This is a genomic window from Paenibacillus sp. JNUCC32 (genome assembly GCF_014863545.1).
Classification (GTDB): domain Bacteria; phylum Bacillota; class Bacilli; order Paenibacillales; family Paenibacillaceae; genus Paenibacillus_AQ; species Paenibacillus_AQ lautus_A.
In genome coordinates, this window is sequence record NZ_CP062260.1 from 4,486,489 (window position 1) to 4,509,361 (window position 22,873).

The window sequence follows — 22,873 nt, forward strand, 5'->3', positions numbered from 1 at the left end:
AAAGGATGTGTCGATCCTGAAATCCTCTACCCATGGTGTGCATCTTCGTATATCCCAATTACAGAAAAGCTTTGGCGAGCAGCCTGTACTTCGAGGCATTGAGTTAGACGTGAAGCCCGGAGAGTTCATTGCCATTATCGGGCGAAGCGGCTGCGGGAAAAGCACGCTATTGCGCGTGATCGCCGGCTTGGAACCCTCCACGTCGGGAGACATAAGGATCAATGACCATCCGGTCGACCATGTGCAAACCGAAACCCGGATGATGTTTCAAGACGCCCGGCTGCTGCCCTGGAATAAGGTCATCGATAACGTAGCGATCGGACTTCGAAAAGAAGACCGTCATAAAGCGGAAGCCGCTTTAGATCAGGTTGGGCTCGGTGCCCGGGCCAATGAATGGCCGTCCGTGCTCTCCGGCGGTCAGAAACAACGAGTCGCCTTAGCAAGAGCATTAGCCAGCCATCCCAAATTATTGCTGCTCGATGAGCCTTTAGGCGCGTTGGATGCATTGACCCGTATTGAAATGCAGCAATTAATCGAATCGCTATGGCAGCAGCAGCCATTTACGACCGTCTTGATTACGCACGATGTCGAAGAGGCTGTCGTCTTGGCCGATCGCGTGGTCCTCATTGAGGAAGGCCGGATCGCGATGGATCGAGCCGTCCCTTTCCCGCGCCCCCGTCAACGGGGAAATGCCGAAGTGGCCGCATTCATCGATCACATCCTGAAACGGGTCTTGGGCATAACCGAAGTGGCAAGCCGGCATGAAGCAGAAGACCTCCCCTATCCATTAAAGAAAGGTTCATAGGTTTCGAATACCCTCCCACTTGGGAGGAGAATTCCATAACTATTTCTTGAAGGAGGTGGATCAAGAGCGAGCGTTTGACCGGATGTGAAACCGTAAGAAAAACGTCTATCGACGTACTTTCAAAGAAGACAGACCGCGTTTAGCGGTAGTTTTTCTTGCGATATCAGGCAGCAGATTCTCCGAAGTTTATACTTTCTGATATCTAGAAAAAGAAAGGAGCCCAGAAAGCATGCCCAACATCGATAGTCCGCAAGAAATCGTAAAAGAAATTAGGATTACCCGCTGCCCCGTTCCGACAGCAGCCAGTTTGGCCCTTGACCTCGGGCTTCTTGATCAGGAGCTTGAAAAGTCCGGATGTACGGCAGCGGAGCTAACGCGAGACGCCCGTCAAGCTTTGCCTGATGCGCATTTTAATCACACCTTGCCATTCCTGGTGCGGGAAGGCGGCAACATTCCGGCTTTATGGGCACGCTCCACCGGGAGTGATACGCGGCTGATCGGACTAAGCTGGGTCGATGAATATCAAGCCATCCTCACCCTTCCCGACTCGGATCTTCAGGAGCCTGGCGATCTGCGCGGAAGACGAATCGGGATTCCTCGTCATGGATATTTGGAGGTCGATTTTCGAGCAGCCCAAGCGCTTCGCGGGTTTCATAATGCGCTCTCGCTGGCGAACCTTACGCTGGATGACGTCAACATCACCCATCTTGAAGCGGCTCGTGAAGGAAGAAGGGATTCGTGGAATACCGAAATCGAGGCGCTGCAGCGGCGTGAGATCGATGCTGTTTTTGTCAAAGGAGCTACCGGACTGGAGGCCGCCCGTACGGTCGGCCTAAAGGAAGTGATCGAGCTCGGGTTCCATCCGGATCCGCTGGTGCGAGTCAACAATGGCGTGCCCCGAACCGTGACCGTCGATACGGCCTTGACGGAGCAGGAGCATATCGTGGAACAGATTCTCACTTCGCTGCTTCGTGCCGCCGATTGGTCCAAAGATCATCCCGATGATTTCATTCGGGTCGTTACGAAGGAAACCGGCGCTTCCTCCGAATATGTAGCTTCCGCTTATCGCAATATTTCGCTTCGACCCGCACTGCGTGAAGACTACTTAACAGCACTTGATGACCAGAGCAGGTTCCTGTTCGAGCATGGTTTCCTCCCGAATCCCGTGAACGTATGGGACTGGATTCTTCCCGAACCGTTAGCCGCGGCTGAACAAAACATTGCCAAAGGAGTGTCTCTCACATGACTCAAACGAAAGCAGACGTAACCATCGGCGTTCATCCTAATAATCATTCGTTATTCGTATTGCGCCGCTTAGGCTTTTTGGAAGAGATTCTTAAAGACCTTAACGCAACCGTTGCTTGGGTTGATTACACCGACGGAGCAAGGACGCCGCTGCGGATCGCTTCCGGCGAAATCGACTTCGGCGGTACAGGTTCTACCCCGCCGTTAACCGCGCAGGCGTCGGGTATCGATATCGTGTACGTTGCGGTATCGAATCCCCGTACAGCCAGCGGCGCATTAGTGGTGCGCAAGGAATCGCCGGTGCAATCCGTTGCGGATTTGAAAGGCTTGCGCATTGCGCTGTCCGAAGGGTCCTGGCATACGAGTTTTCTGGCAACCGCCCTCGACAAGGCAGGCCTTCTATATGATGATGTCGTTCGTGCGGATATAGGCAATGAGGGGGCAAAGGCACTGCTTGCCGGCGAAGTGGAGGCTTGGGTCGGCAACGATCCGCAGCTGACGGAGCTGCACAACAAAGGTCTCATTCGCACGCTCGTGCCGCTTGAGTCCCATATCTCTCACCGTTCCGTATGGTTTGCCAGCCGGGATTTCGCGACGAATCAGCCGCAGCTGCTCCAGGCCGTAGTTGAGGCGCTACAGCAAGCAGATCAGTGGATTCAAGACAACACGCGCGAAGCGGCGGAGCTGTTTGCCCGGGACTTGCCCGATTGGCCTTCCGTGGATTCATGGGAAGCTGCGCTTCGGCGGAGACCTTGGGGGTTGCAGCCGATTACCGAGGAATTCATATCTGAACAGCAGCGGGTGGCCGATCTGTTAGCACGCCAGCACATTTTGCCGAAAGAAATTGTCGTTTCAGATGCCGTGTTACCTGCACCCGTAGAAATTGGAGGAGAATAAAATGGCTGCACATAACGAGAACATTGAAGTGTATTGGTATTTAACCGCGCCGGATGGCCGCAGTCCTTGGTCAACGGAGGGTGCGCGCAAAATCGATTTGCCTTACCTGAGGCAGATTGCCTCGGCTGTCGACCAATTAGGGTTTACCGGCGCCTTGCTGGCAACGGGCCCGCATGATACGTGGGTGCTTGGCTCCTCCCTGATTTCCAGTACGAACAACATGCGTTTTCTCATCGCTGTGCATCCACCGCTGATTTCCCCCGTGCTCGCCGCGAAAATGACGCAAACCTTCGATGATTTCTCCGGAGGTCGCGTCCTATTAAACATCGTGAACGGGAACACGGCGCAGATGCGCGCCTATGGATCAACGCTTGGGCATGATGAACGTTATGCATACACGGATGAATGGATTCAGGTGTGGAAACAAGCGGTGGCCGGAGAAAGCCTGGATTTCCATGGCAAGTATATTACCGCCGAAGGCAAAGCCTTGCAGCTCTCCTCCACGCAGAAGCCAACGCCGCCCCTGTGGTTCGGCGGATCGTCGCAAGCGGCCCACCTCGCGGCAGCCAAGCATATCGATACGTACCTGAGCTGGGGCGAAACGCCTCCGCAAGTTGCCGAGAAGATCCAAGATCTTCAGGCTTTAGCTGCCGAGCAAGGCCGTACTATGCGGTATGGCATCCGGCTGTATCTGATCGTGCGCGATACGGATGAAGAAGCATGGCAAGAAGCGGATCGGCTGCTTAAGACGATGGATCCGCACACCGTGGAGCATATGCAAACCATCCTTCGAAATAGCGATTCGGTGGGGCAGCAGCGCATGCTTCGCAATCACAACGGCCAAATTCCTAAAGACGCGAGGGAGCTCGAAATTTATCCGGATTTATGGGCCGGGATGAGTCTGGTACGACCAGGTCCGGGCACAACGATCGTAGGCAGTCCGGCAACCGTGCTGGCGCGCTTAAGAGAGTATCAGGATGCGGGCATTTCAACGTTTATTTTCTCCGGCGTTCCGCTGCTTGAAGAAGCTTACCGTGTAGGAGAATACATCCTGCCCCATCTACGCGTTAACCGTCAGGACGTGACCACACCGAAGCAAGAAGAACAGGAGAAGGTCTTCACGTGGGCTCATAACATCCACTAAATGATCCGGCAAAAAGGGAAGTGTCCTATGCGAAAAATAAGCTTACATCTACTATTAGTAATTCTGTTATTTACGTTATCGGCTTGCGGTAAAGCCGGCCAAGCGAAACAAGCCAGTGCCGAGAATGAAGCCGTCCCCGTTCGTCTTGGCATCCTGCGCAGTGCCCAGCCATTAAGTTTATCCGAGGAAGGCGGGCCCCTGTATAAAAGGCTTGAAGCAGCCGGAGCGAGCATTGAAAAAACCGGCGGTTTTGCCGCCATGTCCCCAGCGATCGAGGCGTTAAACGCCGGTTCGATCGACATCACGATCGGCTCGATTACGGCAGCCATCAGCGCACTTGTCGGAGGCTCTTCGGAATTTACGATTTTTACAAAGCAGCCTGGCGATCAAGAAAATCAAGGCATTGTAGCCAAACCGGAAGCCGGCATCAAGGGGCCTTCCGACCTCCGAGGCAAGAAAATCGCCGTCAACCGCGGCGGTACCGGCGAATACTTACTATATAAAGCACTGGAGAAAGGCGGACTCGATGCAAGCGAAGTCGAGATCGTCTATCTTCCGCCAACGGAAGCGGGACCTGCCTTTGAAAGCGGGCAAGTCGATGCTTGGGCGACATGGGGTTCGTTCACGGCCGTGGCGCTCGTCGACTTCGGTGCAGAGCTGGTCATCTCCGCAGGCGACATCGAATCCGAGAACGATACGGTGTATATTGTGCGAAACGGCTTCCTGAAGGAGCATCCTGAGCTCGTCCATGAAGTGTTCGAAGGCTTGAATGAAGAGTCCGCCCTTCTATCCGACGACGCCGATCACACCGTCCAATTAATTCAGGACATCCAAGGCGTCTCCGAACCTGTGGCTCGTCAGCAGCTGGAAGGCTCTTTATACCCATTTGACCCGATTGATGACACCGTTCGCCAACATTGGCAAGCAGTCGCCGATTATATGTTTGAGAAAGGGATTATTCCAAATGAAGTGGATGTCCTATCCAATACGGTGGATGTAAGGACGTTGAAGTGAAGCCGCTTGAGGAAGCTTAGTGGAGCGGTGAGCATCAGGCATTGTTCGGTAAAAATTCCAATATGCAACTCTTCGAGGGCACGAGGTCTGCTTAGGACTTGGTGTCCTTTTTTTGCTTAAACGATTGACCTAGCATTGAACCACAAAAGAAGTAGGTCGCCCGTAATCGGATAACGCCCCCTATCTACACGCTACGTTGTTCCATCTTAGTTGTCATTTAAATTATTTAAATTTTGTTAACTCTTCATAGTTCGTAATTTTAAGTTTGATTTTCCCTTCTTGATGAATGTTATTTTGATAATAAATTTCTGTAATCAGCTCAGAAATCTTTCTTGAATCTTGGACCATTTGATTGAATACTTCCTGATCAGCTTCAGTTATTTCCTCTGTTTCATTATAGTTAGAAGATATTGCGCTAATTTTTGTATTCATTTTATTTGCAATAGGAACTAATAACTCTGTCGATACTCCCGAATCTATAACTTTAGAATAGCCCTCTACACGATATAGCCGATTATTTATCTCCTGAATGCTTTTACCATCCAAATCTTGAAAGTTGCCAAGATTATGATAAAAATTCCAGACTTCAAATACGGAATTACCTATTATAGATTCCAGTTTCATTTTTAAATCTCTATCGTTTTTGATGTTTTGATTAATCAAAAGTATAGAAAAGATAATCAATGTTATTACAGAGAAAGAAATCAGAATATTCTTAGTTCTTTTTCTCAATCCGCTTGCCCCCTTTCGCCTTCCCGAATACTAATTATAAATTTCCCCTTTCCCATACTTTCTTTCCGTCGATTAAATTTACTGAACTTGGTGGATCTTCATAGAGAGAAATCTCAACCAATGAACTTTTTCCTTCTTTCAACCAATTATATACACTACCCTCGTTAATAGAAGGATAGGATAAAATTTGATTTACTTGAAATGCAGTTGCATAATATTCTGCGTACTCGGGATCATCATCATCTAATCCATTATCTGTCTCAAAAAATGTGTCTGTTTTGCCTACAATTCTTAATCCACTGTCCCACTCTAATATGATTTCTACACCTTCATACTCTCTTAATGTTTTAAATAAAGAATCTGCTTCCATAGACATCCTCTTTCTTATTTTTTATTCTGATGGTTTAGCTGGTACTATATGAGCACCATCTTTTCCATAGTGTATCATCCCTCTATGAGTCTCTACATATTGTCCTGTAACAGGGTCATAGTATTTACCTATTGGTTTACCAAAGTCCACTCTCTCTTTATTTTTGGTGACAGTGGTTCCTTTCCCTGCAAACTTATCAAGCAATTCTTGTGCGGTTTTATTATCGCCATAGAAAATGCTCTTATTTTGTCCATTTGCTATTTCTTGTTTGTAATTTGGAGTATTAGGAATATGTTTTTCTTGAGCACCTGGCTTTACTTTAACTGGGAATCCATTAACTTCTCTATAGGGTCCGATAGGTACTGAATTCTTCCCATAAGAAGGTCCACCATTTCCGCCACCAAGATCATCATGCTTATTATTCAGTGGGCCTCTACCCCTAATTCCAGCACGGTTGAGAATAGCGCCTCCAAGGATCATAGCCGACTGTTGACCCAAGTAATTGGACCAGCCGCCTGCTGAATCGACTTCTTTCATTGTGTCTGCCACGATTTTTTCACGATATTCGTTACTAAAAACCATTCGGCCGGCCCATATCCCCGTGTCCCAAATATCCTCGACCGTCCCGATGGTTGCATTATAGAGCATCTCTTTCCCGGTTCCAAGCGGATCTTCGTACAAGGATATCGCCGTATCCTTTAACGAGTTCCCTAACTGGGCGGCCCCGATCTTTACGCCCTCCCATAGTTCCCCTGCTTCTTGCTTCACGGTGTCCCATGCCTTCCCGGCTTCCTGCTGCACCGAATTCCAGGCTTCCTCCGCTTTTCTCCCGGCATCCTCTACGGCACTATGGCCTGCGGGTCCCCTCATCATAGGGAATGTTCCCAGCACATGCCCAGCAACTTGAATCGGTTGTCCCCGCTCATCTGCTGACTTAAATCGTTGGGCAATCCCTCTCAGCTCAAGGCTTGTCCGCTGGATATGCTCCGTGGTCAGTGTCATCTCTCGATGCGCCTGCTGAAAATCCACATAAAAACGGGATCTCGTCGTACCTTCCCAGGCAGACTCCAGCATATGGATGTTCTGGTTCAGCATGTCTATCATCGCTTCCAGCTGTTCATGCGCCCTGGAGCATTGATGTGCAACGTGCAGCAACATCTCCGGTGTGACCAAAATTCTACTCATAACAACCTCTCCATCTTGCTTTCGGGATTGAACCCGATCTCCGATCATAGTTAACTTAAATATTTTACTCTACTTGAATTATATGGAAAAGGTTCTCGAGGCCTTGCTATGTCACTTAAAACTAGGATCTTTTTCTCAGTAGATACAGGACTTTATTACGAGCGGAATTCCCAATAACATGACCATTATTAGAGGAGTTCTAGGATGAAGGGAGTCACGGAACATGACATACTGTAAAAAAAGGGTGGGAATAGATGGATTAATTTATCCTTTATTATTCTCGCCCTGCTTGCTTGCACTGAATATCTGTTTAGAAAAGAATTATTTGTACTTGTCCTTAGGTATCAATGGAACACCGCAAATACTACTGTATTCCTACCGACGATGATCGGTGAATCCCTTTCAACCAATTCCTTAAAGTTTACACCCTTATAACCATACTCATGTAATAATGACTTGGTAACCTTTTCCCCCAATGTTACAACAACTTTAGGTTGAATAATCCCCTCAATGAGAGGTTTAAGAAATAAGGACACGCAATTACGAAACCACGATCCTCTCACTTTACCAGCTAGCCCACCTTCTGTTTTCACACACAAGATAGCGTTGGAAAAAATAAATCGTCATGTTTGTTTTTAGCGTTACTTTCATTAATATCCACACCAGCAATATTTAACTATCATGGACAATCCATCTGTAAAATCCATTCCCTAACGTTTTACTAAACAAATATAAACAAGCAAATAGTAAATTAAAAACAGTAAAAGCCCAGTGTATCCCCATTCATCTCGTCCCATGTCTCGAAAGCTGAAATCCAGATTTCATCCACCTGTTCGTCTAGAAACTGCATCGTTTCCCAATTAGGCTACTTATCACCGCCTGTTAATAGATTAGAGTCATATAGAGCAGCAGATCGTAAAAAAGTGCTGCATTAAACCTTCTTTCCTATCCTTCAAAGTTACGTGTAGCAACACTAACAGAAGCAGTTCTACATCAAGTCCCAATAAAGTTATTGACCAATGGTGTATTTATGCATTAAATTACTTATATACGTCATTTTCCTGAATATGGAATATGAATCTGGAGGGGGATATCTTTGTTACCGACAGACACAACGATAAGTACGGAACTATTACGATACCTGAAGAAGGAAAACCTCAGCATTTCCGCGTTTGCAAATAAATCAAGGATTAATTCAGGAACACTGAGCCGATTCATCAAAGGGCAACAGCCCCTTTCCGTCTCCAACCTTGATTTAGTTACTGAAGCTATGAATTTGGAAGAGGGATATTTTTATTCCTTATATGCGTATGAATGCATGATTCAGTCATCCCCTAATTGGAGACGACTTGGCCCATTTATCATGCGCTGTGCCGAACTAGATAAACTCAAATGCTTAGATCAGCTTGTTGGAATGATGATGGATAATTTAACGTATTCTTCTTTGCTCTTTGATACCGCAGAAGCACTATACCATAAGGGAAATCGAGAAGCGGCCCTGATCATTTACAAAAAGGTTGCCGAAAGTGAAAAATACCAACATGCCGAGCGATTGGGTATGTGTCAATACAGAATATTTACTTGCTCCTTGAACTCGGATCAGGAACATAACCTGGACTGCACAATACAGTTTGAAAACTATGTCAAACGGCTCCCTGATGCAGTGCAATTAGATGCACTAAAAGATTTAGCTAACACGTTATTATCTTTACGTAAATGGAATAAAGCGAAATACTATATTCAGGAGATGGGACGTATCTCCAGAGTACTATATACTCAAAAACATAAACAAGCCAGACCTAGCAGTAGACTTAAACGACCAGCCAAGCCTTTGTTCGGCTATATTTTGTACTCTGATTTGCTGTTAGGTTCGATAGCAGCTGAAAACGATGACTATGATCAAGCACTTTATTATGTATCCTGTTACGAGGATCAAAGCTGGGTTAAAGAATCAGATGAAGCTGCCGAAATAACCAAAGAACAATTTCGGGAATGGGCAAAAGGCAACCGTTATTTATATGAACTAATGAAAGGTAATACAGATGTGCTAGAACCGTATATCAATTATCTCTCCTCCCGTGAAAACGAAATATTAAAGGCTTTATTTAAAATCATTCAGGCAGCTAATATGTATCACTTTGAAATCGATCAATATCTTGATAGATTCGAAAAATTGATCTTAAACCATCTCAAAAGCGGGGGAGGAGTCGGAAGTTATACAGAATATATAATAGATGACCGTTTTGCCAATTTTCTTACCGATCTCGGAAAGTATTACATATGGAAGGATAACATTCAAAAAGGATCGAAATATATATTGGAGAGTTTGGAAATCTCATATAAAATTAATAGTACAGCTAACATCGTGAGATGCTGCACGACGATTGAGCATATCCGACATAAGTTAAGTTATTCAGATCTCCAAAAATACGCCGCCATAATGAAGGAGGTTTATTATCAAAATGAAAAAAAAGTTAGTGGTGTTTTCACTCATCCTTAGCTTCACTGGAACTTTGGTATTACCAGGTAGCCTAAATATAACCGATCCATCAAAGCCTATTCCTACCATCCCGATGTCTACCACAAACAGCCATGGTGAGGGTGGCTGGTGATTAGTTAAAAGTGCTCGCTTACTCACCGCCTTCGGCAAAGTGACTCGCACGGAATAGCTCATACAAGATGACCTAAGCAATCAATTCCCGTGATCGACCGATTGAATATAAGTGATGATGAAGAGCCGAGGCTAATGATTTTTGTCTAGCCTTGGCTCTCTATGTTAAGTCGTTAGATGGAGGTATCAATACCTCACGAACTCCTAGATGAATATACCCTACTATTCTTCATCTATTTGAAAATGGTGAGTGAGACGTTCAATAGTAAACTGGTTTCTCAATTTACATGCTGAGTTCTGATTTGCGAACATCCCTTTTTCCCAGATAGCTTCATGCTTCAGAAGCGTCTTAATCCAATCCACGCGCACCACGTACTCGCAGAGATCAGGATCATCGACATCCTTAACCATGTTGACATGCAAGCCCGCTTCGAGAAGCGGTATATTCTTCCCATCAACCACCACCTGAAAATCCTTAATAGGCACCACTTCATCTGCGACAATATCCACGCCGACATCACCTACATTTATCATTATCTTTAGTTTCTCTTAGTGTTTAGTAAAATCTATAATTATCCTACCAAAACAAAAAATATCCCAACCACTAACTTTGCAGGGGTATAAAATGTTAAATTATTATTTTCTCATAATAAGCTTCACCAAGTTCATCTATTAAAAAGTGACGATCCCCGTAAGTAAATAGGTTCAAAACTTGCATGGCTCGCGACATAGCGACATATAATAAGCGACGTTCAATATCCCAATCGAAGTCTTCTCCCAATCTCTCTTCTGTTCGTGGATCGACTAAATCCGTTATGAGTACATATTTAAATTCTAATCCTTTGGCGGTATGAAATGAAGTGAGCTTGATACCAGGATCATGGTGAGTACCAATTAAATCTGGATCATCGTTCTTGGATGGAGATTTGATGAATTGATATTTCTTTTTTGCCCCCTCTAGTAAATTCACTACACGCTTCATGTGTTTTTTATTGCGCGATAATATACCAATAGTAGCTTGAGGATCTTCTTTTTGAATGAGCTCAATCGCTTCCAAAAGCGCTCTCTTTTGCCCTTCGATTCCTTTTGTATAAAACACCTTTGGCTTAGGGCCTGTTTTTGTTGGTAGGTCTGGACGGGTAAATTCTTCATCTTTTGAAATTTCGTCCTTTTCCTGGATGCTGTAAGCAAGTTCCATAATTTCTCTTGTCGAGCGATATGAATTACGTAGTACTTTTGTACGGCCACCTTTAATATTTAATCCAACGCTCTCCCATGTAAAAGAAGTTGTAAATATTTTTTGTCCTTTATCTGCACCGACTACACAGGACTTTCGTGGGATATGACAAAGCACCTGTAGATTGACCTTTGTCAAATCTTGTGCCTCATCAATAAATACATGGTCAAACTTTGACTCGTCCTGGATTTTCTCCAATTGTCGTGACATCCGAAGACCAATATCATGATAATCTATACGATAACCCAGTTGTTTTTGGTAGGCCTCATATATATTATATATAACTTTACGATCTACTGCAGAAAGGCGAACCTTCCCACCTCGGCCTTTGCGAGGTGCTTTATCGTACTTAGTAAATTCACATAGATCCGAGCCTTTAATCCAGCCTATTTCCTCTTCTATAAAGGTAATTAAATCTTTGTTATTCACAAAACGATGATTAACATATTCCCGCTTTACCTCTTCAATTGCATCCAGCAGCTTTTGACGTGTATGATTCTCTAGATACATCTTTTTTTTAAACGTTTTAAAATAGTTTTTCATTGCCCAAGAATGAAAGGTAGTAACTGTCACATTCGGTAAATTGTATGTCTCCAGCTGCCTATTAGCGGAGGCAGTTAATGCACTTCCATATGAAAAGATGGCTACGGTTTCGTCGGGATGCTTCGCTGCAACATCACGTGCTTTTTCAAGCAGTATTAATGTTTTTCCGCTACCAGCAATACCACGAATCAATAGCTGATCACCTGAGTATTTTATTATTTCCTTCTGCTGTGCAGAATACTTAATATCCTTCTTCACCCTAAAGACCTCCCCAAAAATCGTCATCATTTGATAGTTCTAAAGGTGGCTCAATCATTGAGTATGCCCCCTTACTGCTGGCAATATCTTTCCGTATAACTTTACGGAGAAGCTCTATGTTAATTACAGCCTCAACTGCCTCCGTCTGTACAGACTGCCAGCTTGTACTTACCTGCTTCCAAAAAGATAAATTCATTACTATTTATTCTCCTTACGCAAGTCTATTGGAAACACTGCGTCGCTGCAGTAGTCGGTATGAGGGCAGAAGCGGCATGCATAACCAGGATTTGCAGTTAGTACCTGATTTTCTGCAGCCTCAATTTCGCTGACTATACTTTCAATGGAAGCCTTCGTCTCATTAAATAATTCATCTCTATCTTCATTTCTAAATCCAGGGAATTGAAAATTTTTACGAGTTTCAGTATATGAATAAGATTCGGATACTGCTGTCTGTTTCCCCGCCCGACCTGACCTATACTGAAAAACTTTTTTTACTGAGAATTGCTTTCTAAAATCAAGCCACTGTGGAAATAATGGACTTACTTCCTGTACAACAGTCTCAAAATCAGCATTTGCCCCTCTTCTTACAACACGGACAATTTCTGAAAACATAAATTGGTGTATGAAATCACTTGAAAACGTTGGATATTCATCTGTAATGTAGCTGTAATAAAAACGTTTTGGGCACGACTTATACTCAGCGAGAAAATCCTCGAACCCCAATGTTCCCCAAGCGTCCGCTATCTCATCCTGATGGATTGATTCTTGAGAAAAATCATAAAGCGGTAATGGATCTTCAGTATCTGCTGATGCCTCCACAAAACTGACCGCTTGTAAACCAAGTTGTTTTATATACAAAGCTGGCTGTAGTTCATCTTGATCCAATATATTTTTAATCCAAGATAATTTTAACTGCTGTGGGGATAGATTCAGCGCAATGAAAAATAAATAACGTGAAATGGACTTATTTGCACGACTGCGAATGGTGTGCAGCTCAAGAGCAGTATGCTGTTCACTTAACAGCTCAAAAGTTTCAAGTTGCAGCGGCCAAGGAGTGCTTTGTCCACCAAGAGGTAATGAATTCTCATCAAGTCCTGTCAGGTAGATGGCATGATCTTGAGGTTTAAACATTTCTCCGTCAATTTCTATAAATCCACTAATATAGTTTTCATCCATATCATCAAGCTTACCACTCAAATAAAAATGCAGCGCTTTTTGGATATCATCATATAAAAACTCCGAATCATCCTGAATGCGATTAAGCTTCTGCCCAAGCTCTTGGATTAATAACTTTTCGTTTTCATCTGCAATAAGGGAAACCCCTTGGCCATGTGTTTTTAAAATGTCTTTTAAACGTTTGAAATGAACATCAATGGTATTTTTAGATTTAGACTGGTCAAATAATGTCTTAGTCATCGTCTGAATACTTTCAATAAACATCTTTACCTGCTTCACACGATCAAGCGGCACGGCAAAATGACTAATTTTCGCAAAAGGACTACGCATACTGCGGAGAACGCGATTTTCGTCCCCTATCGGGAATGCCTTTTCAATGATCATGCCCTGTTCAATGAGCTGTTCTAACCGAGAAATCCAGCTGCTTATCTCTATGCAGCCTTGCAAATAAGGGAACAGCTGCTGCAGATCATATGTGTAATCTTGGGCATTAATACTTAAAGATTGGCCGGATAACCAGCCTGATGAAAACAGATCCGTCAAAATCTCTTCTGTTAAATTCAGCTGCCCATAACTATAAATTTGGTGCAGGCTCACTAAAAAACGACCAATTGGATAGGATAAAAAATTTCGCTTTTTGGGATTTAACTCAGGGTAATAAGATAGGAGCAGTTCATTGAGCTGCTTTGCATTCGGCGAAATAATATTAGGAACAGCTGACTTATTATTATGATCACTATCAATTGGGAAGTTCGGTAGAATTACATCATGTAAAAAGTCAAAAAAAGAAGCGTAACCCGTGATAGTCTCTTTCAATCGCTCCTTCTTATTCGGTTTGCTTTCATACGCTGACAGAAACGTCTGTGCACTTTTCGTTGTATCATCCGGAGCTGCAGAATCGTATATCCACTCTTCAGGAGACGGCCAGCCGAAACGATCTGTTACAAACGCCTTAATAAAATTAAAAGTATTTGCGTAGCGGCCATCAAAGTAATGGAAAAAGGTAATCCGTATCTGCTGCTTACGCAAATTTTCTAATATGATCTGCTGTTCCGGTGTGACAAAGTAAAAACCGTGCAGCACAATCTGGATATCGTCTTTGATTTGGATATCAGGGTTTTTACATAACTTGCTGATGGTCTTTTGTATAGAAGTTATTAATATAGGCCGGTCTAATGTTTGATAATGCTCTTGACTTACAGCATCATCTTTTATGAAGCTGTCCCAAACCTTCTTAAACAAACGCTCTTTTTCTGTTTTTAGCCAATGGTCCTTTAATGCTAAAGGCTTGATATTCACTTCCACGAAAAAACGAATACTATCCAAAATCTCCATTGCATTTAAACGAAACGCCTGTTTTAATTCCGGCGATACACCCGTTAAATTGGAGATAATTGCCGATAAGCGTAAAAACTGCTGAAACTTTGTTTCAGCACTATACCACTTAGGATACAAACTTTTTATAAATTCACGAAAGGAATATATATGCTTTAAATCGTGACCGTAGCATGCTTTAATCCCTTTCCTTTGATTATTTGTAGCACAAATATGAATGGCATCTGGAAATGATGCATAGTGCGGATGCTGTGCCCATTTCTTAGGCTGTGAGTAGGTATGCACTTTTACGTTCATTGGAACGCCTCCAATCCACCGCTTTTTAAGATATAAGCCCAACTTTCATTGGAGAACTTTTTACGACTTGGCATCGTAATGTACACTCGCTGCATTGCTCTTGTGAGTGCAACATAAAGTAATCGCGTCTCTTCCTTAAGTTGTTCTTTGTCTTCGTACTCTTTTAAATCCTCGAAATGACTATTGATATGTGGTTTATCAGGTTGCTTTTTATCCCAGGTAATCTTCCAGCCAAATCTACGGTTTGCTCTTTTTTGCGTTTGCTCAGAAGCCTCCTCCAAGAAGTACTTCTGCTCAACCACATTAAACGGTGTATCGGTAATGGGCAAAAATACCGTATGATATTCAAGTCCCTTTGAACGGTGGACTGTTGTTATTTCTACCTGGGCTTTGTCCTGCTCCAGCAACGGTTCATTTTCAGTGCGGTTCGTTTTAATTTGAAGCCCCAGCCAATCACGCAAGATCTGAAGTGTCACATGTTGGGATGAAAAATTCCTCTCTATTAATACCATCAGATGCTGCAAATTTTTTATATACCGCAGTACAGCAAGCTCAATCTCTTCCTTTGAAGGGGCAGTTTCTTTGTTTATATGAAGAGATTGCTGTTCTAAATACAGAGGTAAACGCGCAAACAGCTTTTTATCATAAATTATTTTTTGAATGACCGTCATTGGCGATAGCGTACGTAATAGCCGCACATACTGTTTCAACTCGTTCTTGGTACGTTCATGAATAAATGACGTAATACGCTCCTTATGGCCACCAAAAGGTATAAGCACGTGTTGCGGCACAACATATCCAAAATAGGGTGTTTGTAGAGCGTTTAATAAAAACTTCGGCTCATGCGAATACAATAGTCCATCAATCAAAGTCTTTAAATGGAGTACAGACGGACTAGTAAAGAACGTACCATCTAAATTTTCAGATGTCGGAATGTTTTTGGATACACAGTATTCTTTAATTTTCTTGGCTTGACGATTTGTTCGGACGATAAATGCGATCTTATCCTTTTTATCCGGCAGCGTGGCTAAGGCTTTTTCAAAATCGTTCTTATAATCTATTGACACATGCCAATCATTATTCGGAAACTGCGCCGGTTTATTACTTTGTAAACGATCAGTTTTTTCGTAGGTGAGCCAACCTTCCTTATGCCAGCGTTCAAACAATTGATGCATTTTATCTAAAAGAGAAGCCGAGCTTCGGTAGTTAAGCTGTAATTCGGTCTTTTCGTATGCAGCACCCGCAGTTGCATTCTGCAGTTCCTGGAATGACTTGTAATCGGCGCCGCGAAACCGATAGATGGCCTGCTTCACATCCCCTACTACAAACAATCGGTACTGCAGATAGGTTTGTAAACTGGCTAATAGTTCAATTTGCACAGAATCACTATCCTGAAACTCATCAACAAATATAAAATGATCCTTAGAAAGCTGCTTCATTCTATCTCCGCTGTTTGTAAGCAGCTTAAGCTTTCGGATTAAATCACCCATTGTGATTTTGTTGTCCGCTCGCTTTAATCCATCTAAACGAGTCTCACAATTATTGAAAATAAATATAAGCACTTCTTGGATAAGTGTGGACTCTTCGTTTGACGCATCGCCCCAATTAATCTTCTTTATTTCGTCGGCCGTCAAACCCTTCTTCTCCATCTCTTCCCACATATCGTATACAAGATCAATAAACTCATAATCCATAACTTTTATTTTTAAAAAATCTTCAATAGGTCGCGTGGAAAAAAACTCATCCATCAATTCGTTGATAATTCTTTTCTTCTCATATTTATAGCTTCCGAGTTGAACGTTTTGGCCATAGCCAATCTCATGAGCGAGTTGCTTTAAAATGGAGCGAGCAAATGAGTGAATAGTACTGATTTGCATATCCTTTACATCCTCAGCAAACTGCAAGAAACGCATTTGCCCGGTCAGGTTGTATAGAGTAATAAATTTATTCTCTAAACGCTTTTTCATTTCATTTGTTGAGGCATTGGTAAAAGTAATCATCGTAACAAGCTTTAATGGAATACCACCATTAATCAATAAAAATAAAATACGGTCAATCATTACATGTGTTTTTCCTGTGCCTGCTCCGGCTGTAATGATTTGGTTTGCATCAATGGGCTGATGAATTGCTTTGTACTGTCCACCATTGAAGCTGGGGAAATGTTTTGCCAGCTGTTCGAGAAGGTCCTTTGTAACATGTTCACCGTCAACAAAACGGTTTGAAAGGATCGGACTCTTAGTTGAACTCTCCGATTCATATACATTTAACTGAAACTCTTTTTTATGTATTTTATAGTCAGTTATATCAGACAACTCTAATTTAGTGTAGGTTAATAAATATACTTTTGTGCCGTTACTTAAGGCATTTGAAATATCATTCTTGTAACGTTCAAAATCCTGACTCGTCTGCACAATATATAGATTAGAGAAAGGCAAACGTGACCCCAGCACAACTTGTTGTACCTTCGTTGTTTGAATACCTAGTTCTTCCGAGATCATCATCAGTTCAGGCATTGTTAGTTTCCCTTTAGCCTCTGACAAGGCAAAGTTTTGGAGCTTCCGCACTAAATGGTTCAAATCTGTCAAATCCTCTTTAAATAGAGGAAGAGGTGTATTGATTTGCCTATGGAATCCCCGTTCCTGCCACTGATTTTCGGATATATAAGGAAGGGCAACAAATATACGCTTACTTAAACGGCGATAGAGAAGTGGATTCTTCTCTAAATGATTACATAACATTAGCATCTGATTCTCTGCTTGTTTATAGGGGTTGCCTTGTGCCTCATAAAAGTTGGTATACGACCAATGATGCCCTTGAATCGACGTAATCTGGTCAATCTTGAGTCCTTTAACTTCTATAACACAAACGCCTAAGAGCTCGTTGATAATTAAGATATCAATCTCTTGCCGCCCAGTTCCGTTTGAAAAGAACATTGGAAACTGATGAATAGCCAAGGTCGTTTGCTGATCAAAAGCATAAGTAATTGCATTCCACACAGAGAGCTCTGCATCTAAACCAGGTGTATCCTTGAGAGTAGTCGGAATAAACATTGAAATTCCTCTTTCATTTTTCATTTAGGGGTTACATACTAGTACAATAGTCCCTCAATAAAACACTTGTTATCAGTATTATTATACCTATACTTTTACATAATTCTACAGATTAGAATTGTATTCTTCTTAAAGATATCATGTGCTTGAGATCAGATAAGAACGAGTATATTACATAGAGTTGAGATGGCACTTACATTGGACGGGACAGTGGATCATCCATATTTGTATACAAATCACACATGACTATAGTACTATATTTATATCGTCATTATTCGGTTTATTTTTAGATTAGATCATTTTTAGCATCACTTTGTGGAAGGTGGATATTTTGGAAGCAACTCATGAAGGAATTTTAAAAAAATTTGATGCTCTAAAGGGCAAATTAATTATTGGCAAAGCAGGTATTAAAGGTATTAATTCTAAAAAACGGCTTCCAGCAGATGAATATGTTCCTGAAGCTCATATTATCCATAATTTGGTGAGGGGGTTTTATAAACCTGCTGACAAGCCGTATATATTATCCTATCAGGCCACAGAATCCAGCGAAAACTACGGTAAGCAAATAGTTTGGAGCGATGAAACCCAATCTGAATTTTTACGTATTGAAATGGCTCCTCCGGATAAAGAAAACGATCATAGCAAAAAAAGCGATATAGTAGCTGCACGCTATAACCTTGAAAAGAAAATTCCTCTCGGCATACTACATAAAATAAAAAAAGGACATAATCGCATACTTGGCCTTGGCATTATCACATCAGAACGTGACGACGGAGTCTTTATAGTTGAACCCTTTTCTTATAAAGGTATACTCCATCCACTTGATGAATTGAAAAGATTGATAAAAGATGAGGAAATTAATACAAGTTTTGTGGCTGAAGTAGTTCAAAGGCGAGGTCAGGCGATCTTTAAAAAGAAGTTATTTGAGGATTCCGCAGAATGTGCTATCTGCAGAATGGATGAACCAACATTGTTAATTGCTAGCCATATTAAACCTTGGAAGTATAGCTCTAATTTTGAAAGACTTGATAAATATAATGGGTTATTGTTATGTCCTAATCATGATAAACTATTTGATCAAGGCCTTATAACCTTTACTGATGATGGGAATGTCGTCATTTCAAGTCTTCTGACAACAAAAACAAAAGAAACGTTTGGACTAACTGAAAGTTTGTTTATTTATTTAGATGAAGGTCATAAAAAATACTTGTCGTGGCATAGAGAAAATTGCTTTAAAAATTAATAATAAATCTTTTCCTTTCTCGTGAAGGTGTTAAATTAGGAGAATCAGGTTACCCGTGAAGACAAATCCAAACAGTACCTAGATAATGGGCATTCTGTTGAGTGTGGTTTTTTAGCAGTACATATCAATCCTGCAAGATCAAGTACTGCTAAATTAGCCGTTCGTGTGCTGCCCATCCCCTCAAAGTGAGCTCTAATTTTAGATGCTAACTCTTTGTCCATTCGAGGCCTACGATTCTTTGATGTATAACCGAAATACCTAGTAAAGAGCCGAATAACATTCGTATCAATTGGAACAACCGGTTGATCAAAAGCATAACATAGTACAGCATTTGCAATATAATCACCAATTCCAGGAAGCTTTCTTAACTCATTATAATCATTTGGAACTTTACCATTATATTGACTGCAAATAATCTCAGCTGTTTTTATTAATCTTGCTGCACGGTACTTTAACCCAATAGGAGCAATAATTCCTTCTAATGTTACAATATTCGCCTTTGATAAATCGCTTAAATTAGGGTAATTGAACAGTAGCTGCTCATATACATCCTCTACTTTACGTACGTGGGTTTGCTGAAGCAGAAACTCTGCCAATAAAATTCGGTAAGGATCTTTAGTATTCCGCCAAGGAAAGTGATGCCGCCCATTCTCGGCATACCATGCTAGCAGCTCCCTCCAAAAGAAGTAATCTTCACTCATTCTCATCACCAGGTTTATGTTTTATGGTTTACTTATTTATCTTACCCATATTAGCAGCATACATAATCCTCGACTTATAAGTTCATTAATGGACCATAAAAACAAATAAAACACTCAATACCTGCTAATTAACTCAGTAATTGAGTGTTTTATTGAATATACTCAGATAATATTACTCAGGTGCTTCGTATATTCGTCTTTGAACTGGACCCAGCACGCTTCCTGTTTAGCCCATTGTGTTACATTTCGATCCCCCGCAGAATCACGAAGGAAGAATAATGCTTTATCCGCAATAATCCGTATTACTTCGTCCCACTTATCAGATAGTGCTTGCCTATCCCATACTTCTAAAAGCTCAATCTTGTTTCCGTATATATGATGAAGCATAGCCACAGTATAATAAATTACATTTGCTCTATACCCTTGAAGTCGCATGGATTCCACAATATTAGTAACATGAAAATTAATAATCGTCCTTGCTATTAGTTTCTGATATACTTTGAGAGTAACTTCACTTAATGGAATGATTTCATCATTTTCATCCTTATCGTACTTCCAATACTGCTTATTTTGCTCCATAAACCGCTTAAAGGCTTCTTCTCCACCTTTGCTTGAAACATGGGGAAATCCTTCACATGACATATAATGTTTAGCTAAATCAACTTTTGTAATCACCTTATCACTTGGGTACTGCTTTTTAAATTCATTCTGTTCTTTACCACGCTTGCGTCTATTTAAATCAACTGCATATTGACCTCTCGCACGTTCAAAGTACCACTTGCTCTCTGCTCTACGTCCATCAGTAGCTGGTATCCATGTGTCCCTAGAAAACTTCTCTAAGTCAGACATAAACCTGGAGTTGGCAAGTAAATCAGAGTTGTTTATTTTATTCTGCGTATTAGCATACTTTGAGATATTAGATACCATCTCATCTTCTAGAAGCTGCTGGTCTTTTTCTTGATCTGCTTCAATATGAAGGATTGTTAATTTGGCCTGAACATACACATCCGTTAAATCCACTTCATTCTTATAAGCCTGATGAATGGATGCAGTGGTCTGACCACCATTAACAATTTGCCAACCTGTCAACCCGTTAATTCGGAAAAGATTAATATCTTCACTTATTTTCTCGATGTCCCCCGCACGAGCTACACTTGAGATACCATTATTGTAACTCACAAACATTCTTCTCTCATTCGGATCTTTTAGTGTTTTTAAGATCCCTTTATTGGTGCCGCCTTTAGATTGCAGAAAGGATCTAACATTCCGCTCAACGAGTTTAGAACCCCATCGATCATAAGCTTTCGCGAGTAACTCAGCAGGTATAAAGCCGACATAACACGAAAAGTAATTATGGGTTCTCTCATGTTTAGTATTTGGAATATACATCATTTCAAATGTCTGTCCTAATTCACTTTCAAAGTCAATATGAATTGTTTGAATTCCTTGCTCGGACAATATCATTTGAAGAATGCGATCAATATCCCAAACCTGAACAATTACTGTTTCGATTCCAGGAATCGATATCTCAATAGGTTTATTGGTACTATAAAACATGTTAGTTAATACAAATATATTCACCTCATCAATAACACTAAAGTTTTCTGTTATAAGTACAGCCAGTTCTCGGGCTTGAAGGGAATGATCGATTGTTTGAGCTAATGTTTTAGCATTCGTAACAAATCGTTTAGCCTGGTTGGCCAAATCGGTCAGCATTGTCATATTTATTGAAAGTAAATCGTGCTCATTTTGGTCAAAGCTATAATTTGCAACGTACAAATCAAGAACACGCTGGCTCTCATCAAACGAATACGCGTTGATCGCAATTTTTTTATTTGTATCTATATATGGAGGAATTAAAATATCAGGTTCGACATCTCGTTCCATAAACAACAGCATCTTTTCTAAAAAAGGGACCAGATAAACGCCTGTTTTTGCTGCCCTCTCTTCTATCTCTTCAAGAAATTCCTTCAGGAATTCACTTCTTTGTTTATTCTCTAGCATTTAGCAAATCCCCCATCACAAATCAAATACCTCATCTACTTCTCTTTCAAAATCAGTACAATGTGTAAGGTCTATACAGTAACTAACATGGGATATTCCCTTGGGGAGATCTTCCTGTAATATTCTTGGGAAATTCGCCGCGGCTTCATATGCCTCTACTTTATCTACAAAAAAGAAATCATCCGTATAATCATCTTCTTTAAACCTTAAATCCTCAAGAAGGTCGTTAAACTTTAATAACATACGGTCAGAGCGGCTTTCAATTTTTTTTCGAACTTTGTTAACAAGCGAGTATAATGAAATACCATGAGTTTTGCTTAGTTCTATAAAGCAAACATAAAGATATATACTAGTAACTGCATTGGTCAGCCTTAACTGATTTTCGTTTGAAATTTTAATTGTCTTATTTAACTTATTTATTGCCGTCTTAATCTCTACACCGCGTTTAGAATGCTTAAAGTCAATTCGACCACTAGTTGGACCTTCCCATTGTTCAATTATAAGTGGCGGAGAAGTTGGAAACCGGTTAAGCCAGTCATCAATATACCACAATTCGCCAAAAAGCCCCCGTTGCTGTTCTTCGGTTAGTTTGCGGTATCCACCTTTTTGAAAAAATACGCGCCATCTGTCCAACACTTTGTATATTACCGAAAATATCGATTCATTCTGTTCCCTTAACAGCAAATGATCCACGACATTCTGCAGTACAACTTCAAATATCTCTGTACCACATTCTGCCTCTTGCCTCAAAACAAGAAAGTAATGCCCCCTCAATAAAGCCAACTTTTCATAATACTCAATTTGGATAGATAAACCTCGCCATTTTGGCAGTGCCTTAACCTGATCAGTCTCCCAAGATTCGAAACCCAAATCAATATACAGCTGCCTAGTCATACTTGCAGTATCTACGCCTGCAAAAATTATAGGATTTTCAGCCGTTAGGACCCTCAATTTGTATACTTCTTGCTGAGATTGGTCTTTTATTTCATTAATCATCTGCTCATATTCTAATTTAAGATTCAGCAT

17 protein-coding genes are annotated in these 22,873 nt (G+C 41.7%); 7 read left to right on the forward strand and 10 right to left on the reverse strand.

Annotated features, from left to right (window positions below; all coding sequences use genetic code 11):
* Positions 1-7: 7 nt before the first annotated feature.
* The 5 genes from JNUCC32_RS20050 to JNUCC32_RS20070 all read left to right on the forward strand — a co-directional run bounded on the left by JNUCC32_RS20050 (position 8) and on the right by JNUCC32_RS20070 (position 5,105).
* Entirely contained in the window at positions 8-805 is a 798-nt protein-coding gene (locus tag JNUCC32_RS20050) for an ATP-binding cassette domain-containing protein (protein ID WP_192569618.1), read from the forward strand.
* Between the two features lie 229 nt (positions 806-1,034).
* On the forward strand, positions 1,035-2,051 hold the full coding sequence (locus JNUCC32_RS20055; protein ID WP_192569619.1) for an ABC transporter substrate-binding protein: 1,017 nt from the start codon (positions 1,035-1,037) through the stop codon (positions 2,049-2,051).
* Positions 2,048-2,947 carry an aliphatic sulfonate ABC transporter substrate-binding protein gene (locus JNUCC32_RS20060; protein WP_192569620.1) on the forward strand — a complete coding sequence of 300 codons (900 nt, stop codon included), beginning with the start codon at positions 2,048-2,050 and terminating at the stop codon, positions 2,945-2,947. Before JNUCC32_RS20055 ends, JNUCC32_RS20060 begins: the two co-directional genes overlap by 4 nt.
* 1 nt (position 2,948) lies before the next feature.
* Positions 2,949-4,091 carry an LLM class flavin-dependent oxidoreductase gene (locus JNUCC32_RS20065; protein ID WP_192569621.1) on the forward strand — a complete coding sequence of 381 codons (1,143 nt, stop codon included), beginning with the start codon at positions 2,949-2,951 and terminating at the stop codon, positions 4,089-4,091.
* A 27-nt stretch (positions 4,092-4,118) separates the two neighbouring features.
* Entirely contained in the window at positions 4,119-5,105 is a 987-nt protein-coding gene (locus tag JNUCC32_RS20070) for an ABC transporter substrate-binding protein (RefSeq protein WP_192569622.1), read from the forward strand.
* Positions 5,106-5,327: 222 nt separating this feature from the next.
* On the opposite strand, the gene JNUCC32_RS20075 is transcribed toward JNUCC32_RS20070, so the two are convergent.
* From JNUCC32_RS20075 to JNUCC32_RS20085, 3 genes are read right to left on the reverse strand one after another with little or no spacing between them, the layout of a single operon-like run.
* The gene (locus JNUCC32_RS20075; protein WP_192569623.1) at positions 5,328-5,837 is read right to left on the reverse strand and encodes a hypothetical protein; all 510 of its coding nucleotides are present in this window, start codon (positions 5,835-5,837) and stop codon (positions 5,328-5,330) included.
* 34 nt (positions 5,838-5,871) lie between these two features.
* Positions 5,872-6,207 (reverse strand): hypothetical protein, encoded by a 336-nt coding sequence (locus JNUCC32_RS20080; protein ID WP_036661777.1) that lies wholly within the window; start codon positions 6,205-6,207, stop codon positions 5,872-5,874.
* A gap of 21 nt (positions 6,208-6,228) precedes the next feature.
* Positions 6,229-7,392, reverse strand: coding sequence for a WXG100 family type VII secretion target (locus JNUCC32_RS20085; RefSeq protein ID WP_192569624.1), 1,164 nt, complete (start codon positions 7,390-7,392; stop codon positions 6,229-6,231).
* 1,096 nt (positions 7,393-8,488) lie between these two features.
* On the opposite strand from JNUCC32_RS20085, the gene JNUCC32_RS20090 reads away from it, so the two are divergent.
* Positions 8,489-9,892 (forward strand): helix-turn-helix domain-containing protein, encoded by a 1,404-nt coding sequence (locus JNUCC32_RS20090; protein ID WP_192569625.1) that lies wholly within the window; start codon positions 8,489-8,491, stop codon positions 9,890-9,892.
* 333 nt (positions 9,893-10,225) lie between these two features.
* Here JNUCC32_RS20090 and JNUCC32_RS20095 read toward each other — a convergent pair whose 3' ends face one another.
* The 4 genes from JNUCC32_RS20095 to JNUCC32_RS20110 form a co-directional block, all read right to left on the reverse strand.
* Complete coding sequence (locus tag JNUCC32_RS20095) at positions 10,226-10,513, reverse strand: DUF8606 domain-containing protein (RefSeq protein WP_228468790.1); 288 nt, start codon at positions 10,511-10,513, stop codon at positions 10,226-10,228.
* Positions 10,514-10,631: 118 nt separating this feature from the next.
* On the reverse strand, positions 10,632-12,041 hold the full coding sequence (locus JNUCC32_RS20100) for a UvrD-helicase domain-containing protein (protein ID WP_192569626.1): 1,410 nt from the start codon (positions 12,039-12,041) through the stop codon (positions 10,632-10,634).
* A 198-nt stretch (positions 12,042-12,239) separates the two neighbouring features.
* Positions 12,240-14,849, reverse strand: a complete 2,610-nt coding sequence (locus JNUCC32_RS20105) for a PD-(D/E)XK nuclease family protein (RefSeq protein WP_192569627.1) — start codon at positions 14,847-14,849, stop codon at positions 12,240-12,242.
* On the reverse strand, positions 14,846-17,899 hold the full coding sequence (locus JNUCC32_RS20110; RefSeq protein WP_192569628.1) for a UvrD-helicase domain-containing protein: 3,054 nt from the start codon (positions 17,897-17,899) through the stop codon (positions 14,846-14,848). Before JNUCC32_RS20110 ends, JNUCC32_RS20105 begins: the two co-directional genes overlap by 4 nt.
* Positions 17,900-18,230: 331 nt before the next feature.
* Here JNUCC32_RS20110 and JNUCC32_RS20115 point away from each other — a divergent pair, with 331 nt between their 5' ends.
* On the forward strand, positions 18,231-19,142 hold the full coding sequence (locus JNUCC32_RS20115) for an HNH endonuclease (RefSeq protein ID WP_192569629.1): 912 nt from the start codon (positions 18,231-18,233) through the stop codon (positions 19,140-19,142).
* A gap of 44 nt (positions 19,143-19,186) precedes the next feature.
* Here JNUCC32_RS20115 and JNUCC32_RS20120 read toward each other — a convergent pair whose 3' ends face one another.
* The 3 genes from JNUCC32_RS20120 to JNUCC32_RS20130 form a co-directional block, all read right to left on the reverse strand.
* On the reverse strand, positions 19,187-19,843 hold the full coding sequence (locus JNUCC32_RS20120) for an HhH-GPD family protein (protein WP_192569630.1): 657 nt from the start codon (positions 19,841-19,843) through the stop codon (positions 19,187-19,189).
* A 162-nt stretch (positions 19,844-20,005) separates the two neighbouring features.
* Positions 20,006-21,847 carry an AIPR family protein gene (locus tag JNUCC32_RS20125; protein WP_192569631.1) on the reverse strand — a complete coding sequence of 614 codons (1,842 nt, stop codon included), beginning with the start codon at positions 21,845-21,847 and terminating at the stop codon, positions 20,006-20,008.
* Between the two features lie 15 nt (positions 21,848-21,862).
* Positions 21,863-22,873, reverse strand: a complete 1,011-nt coding sequence (locus JNUCC32_RS20130) for a PD-(D/E)XK motif protein (RefSeq protein ID WP_192569632.1) — start codon at positions 22,871-22,873, stop codon at positions 21,863-21,865.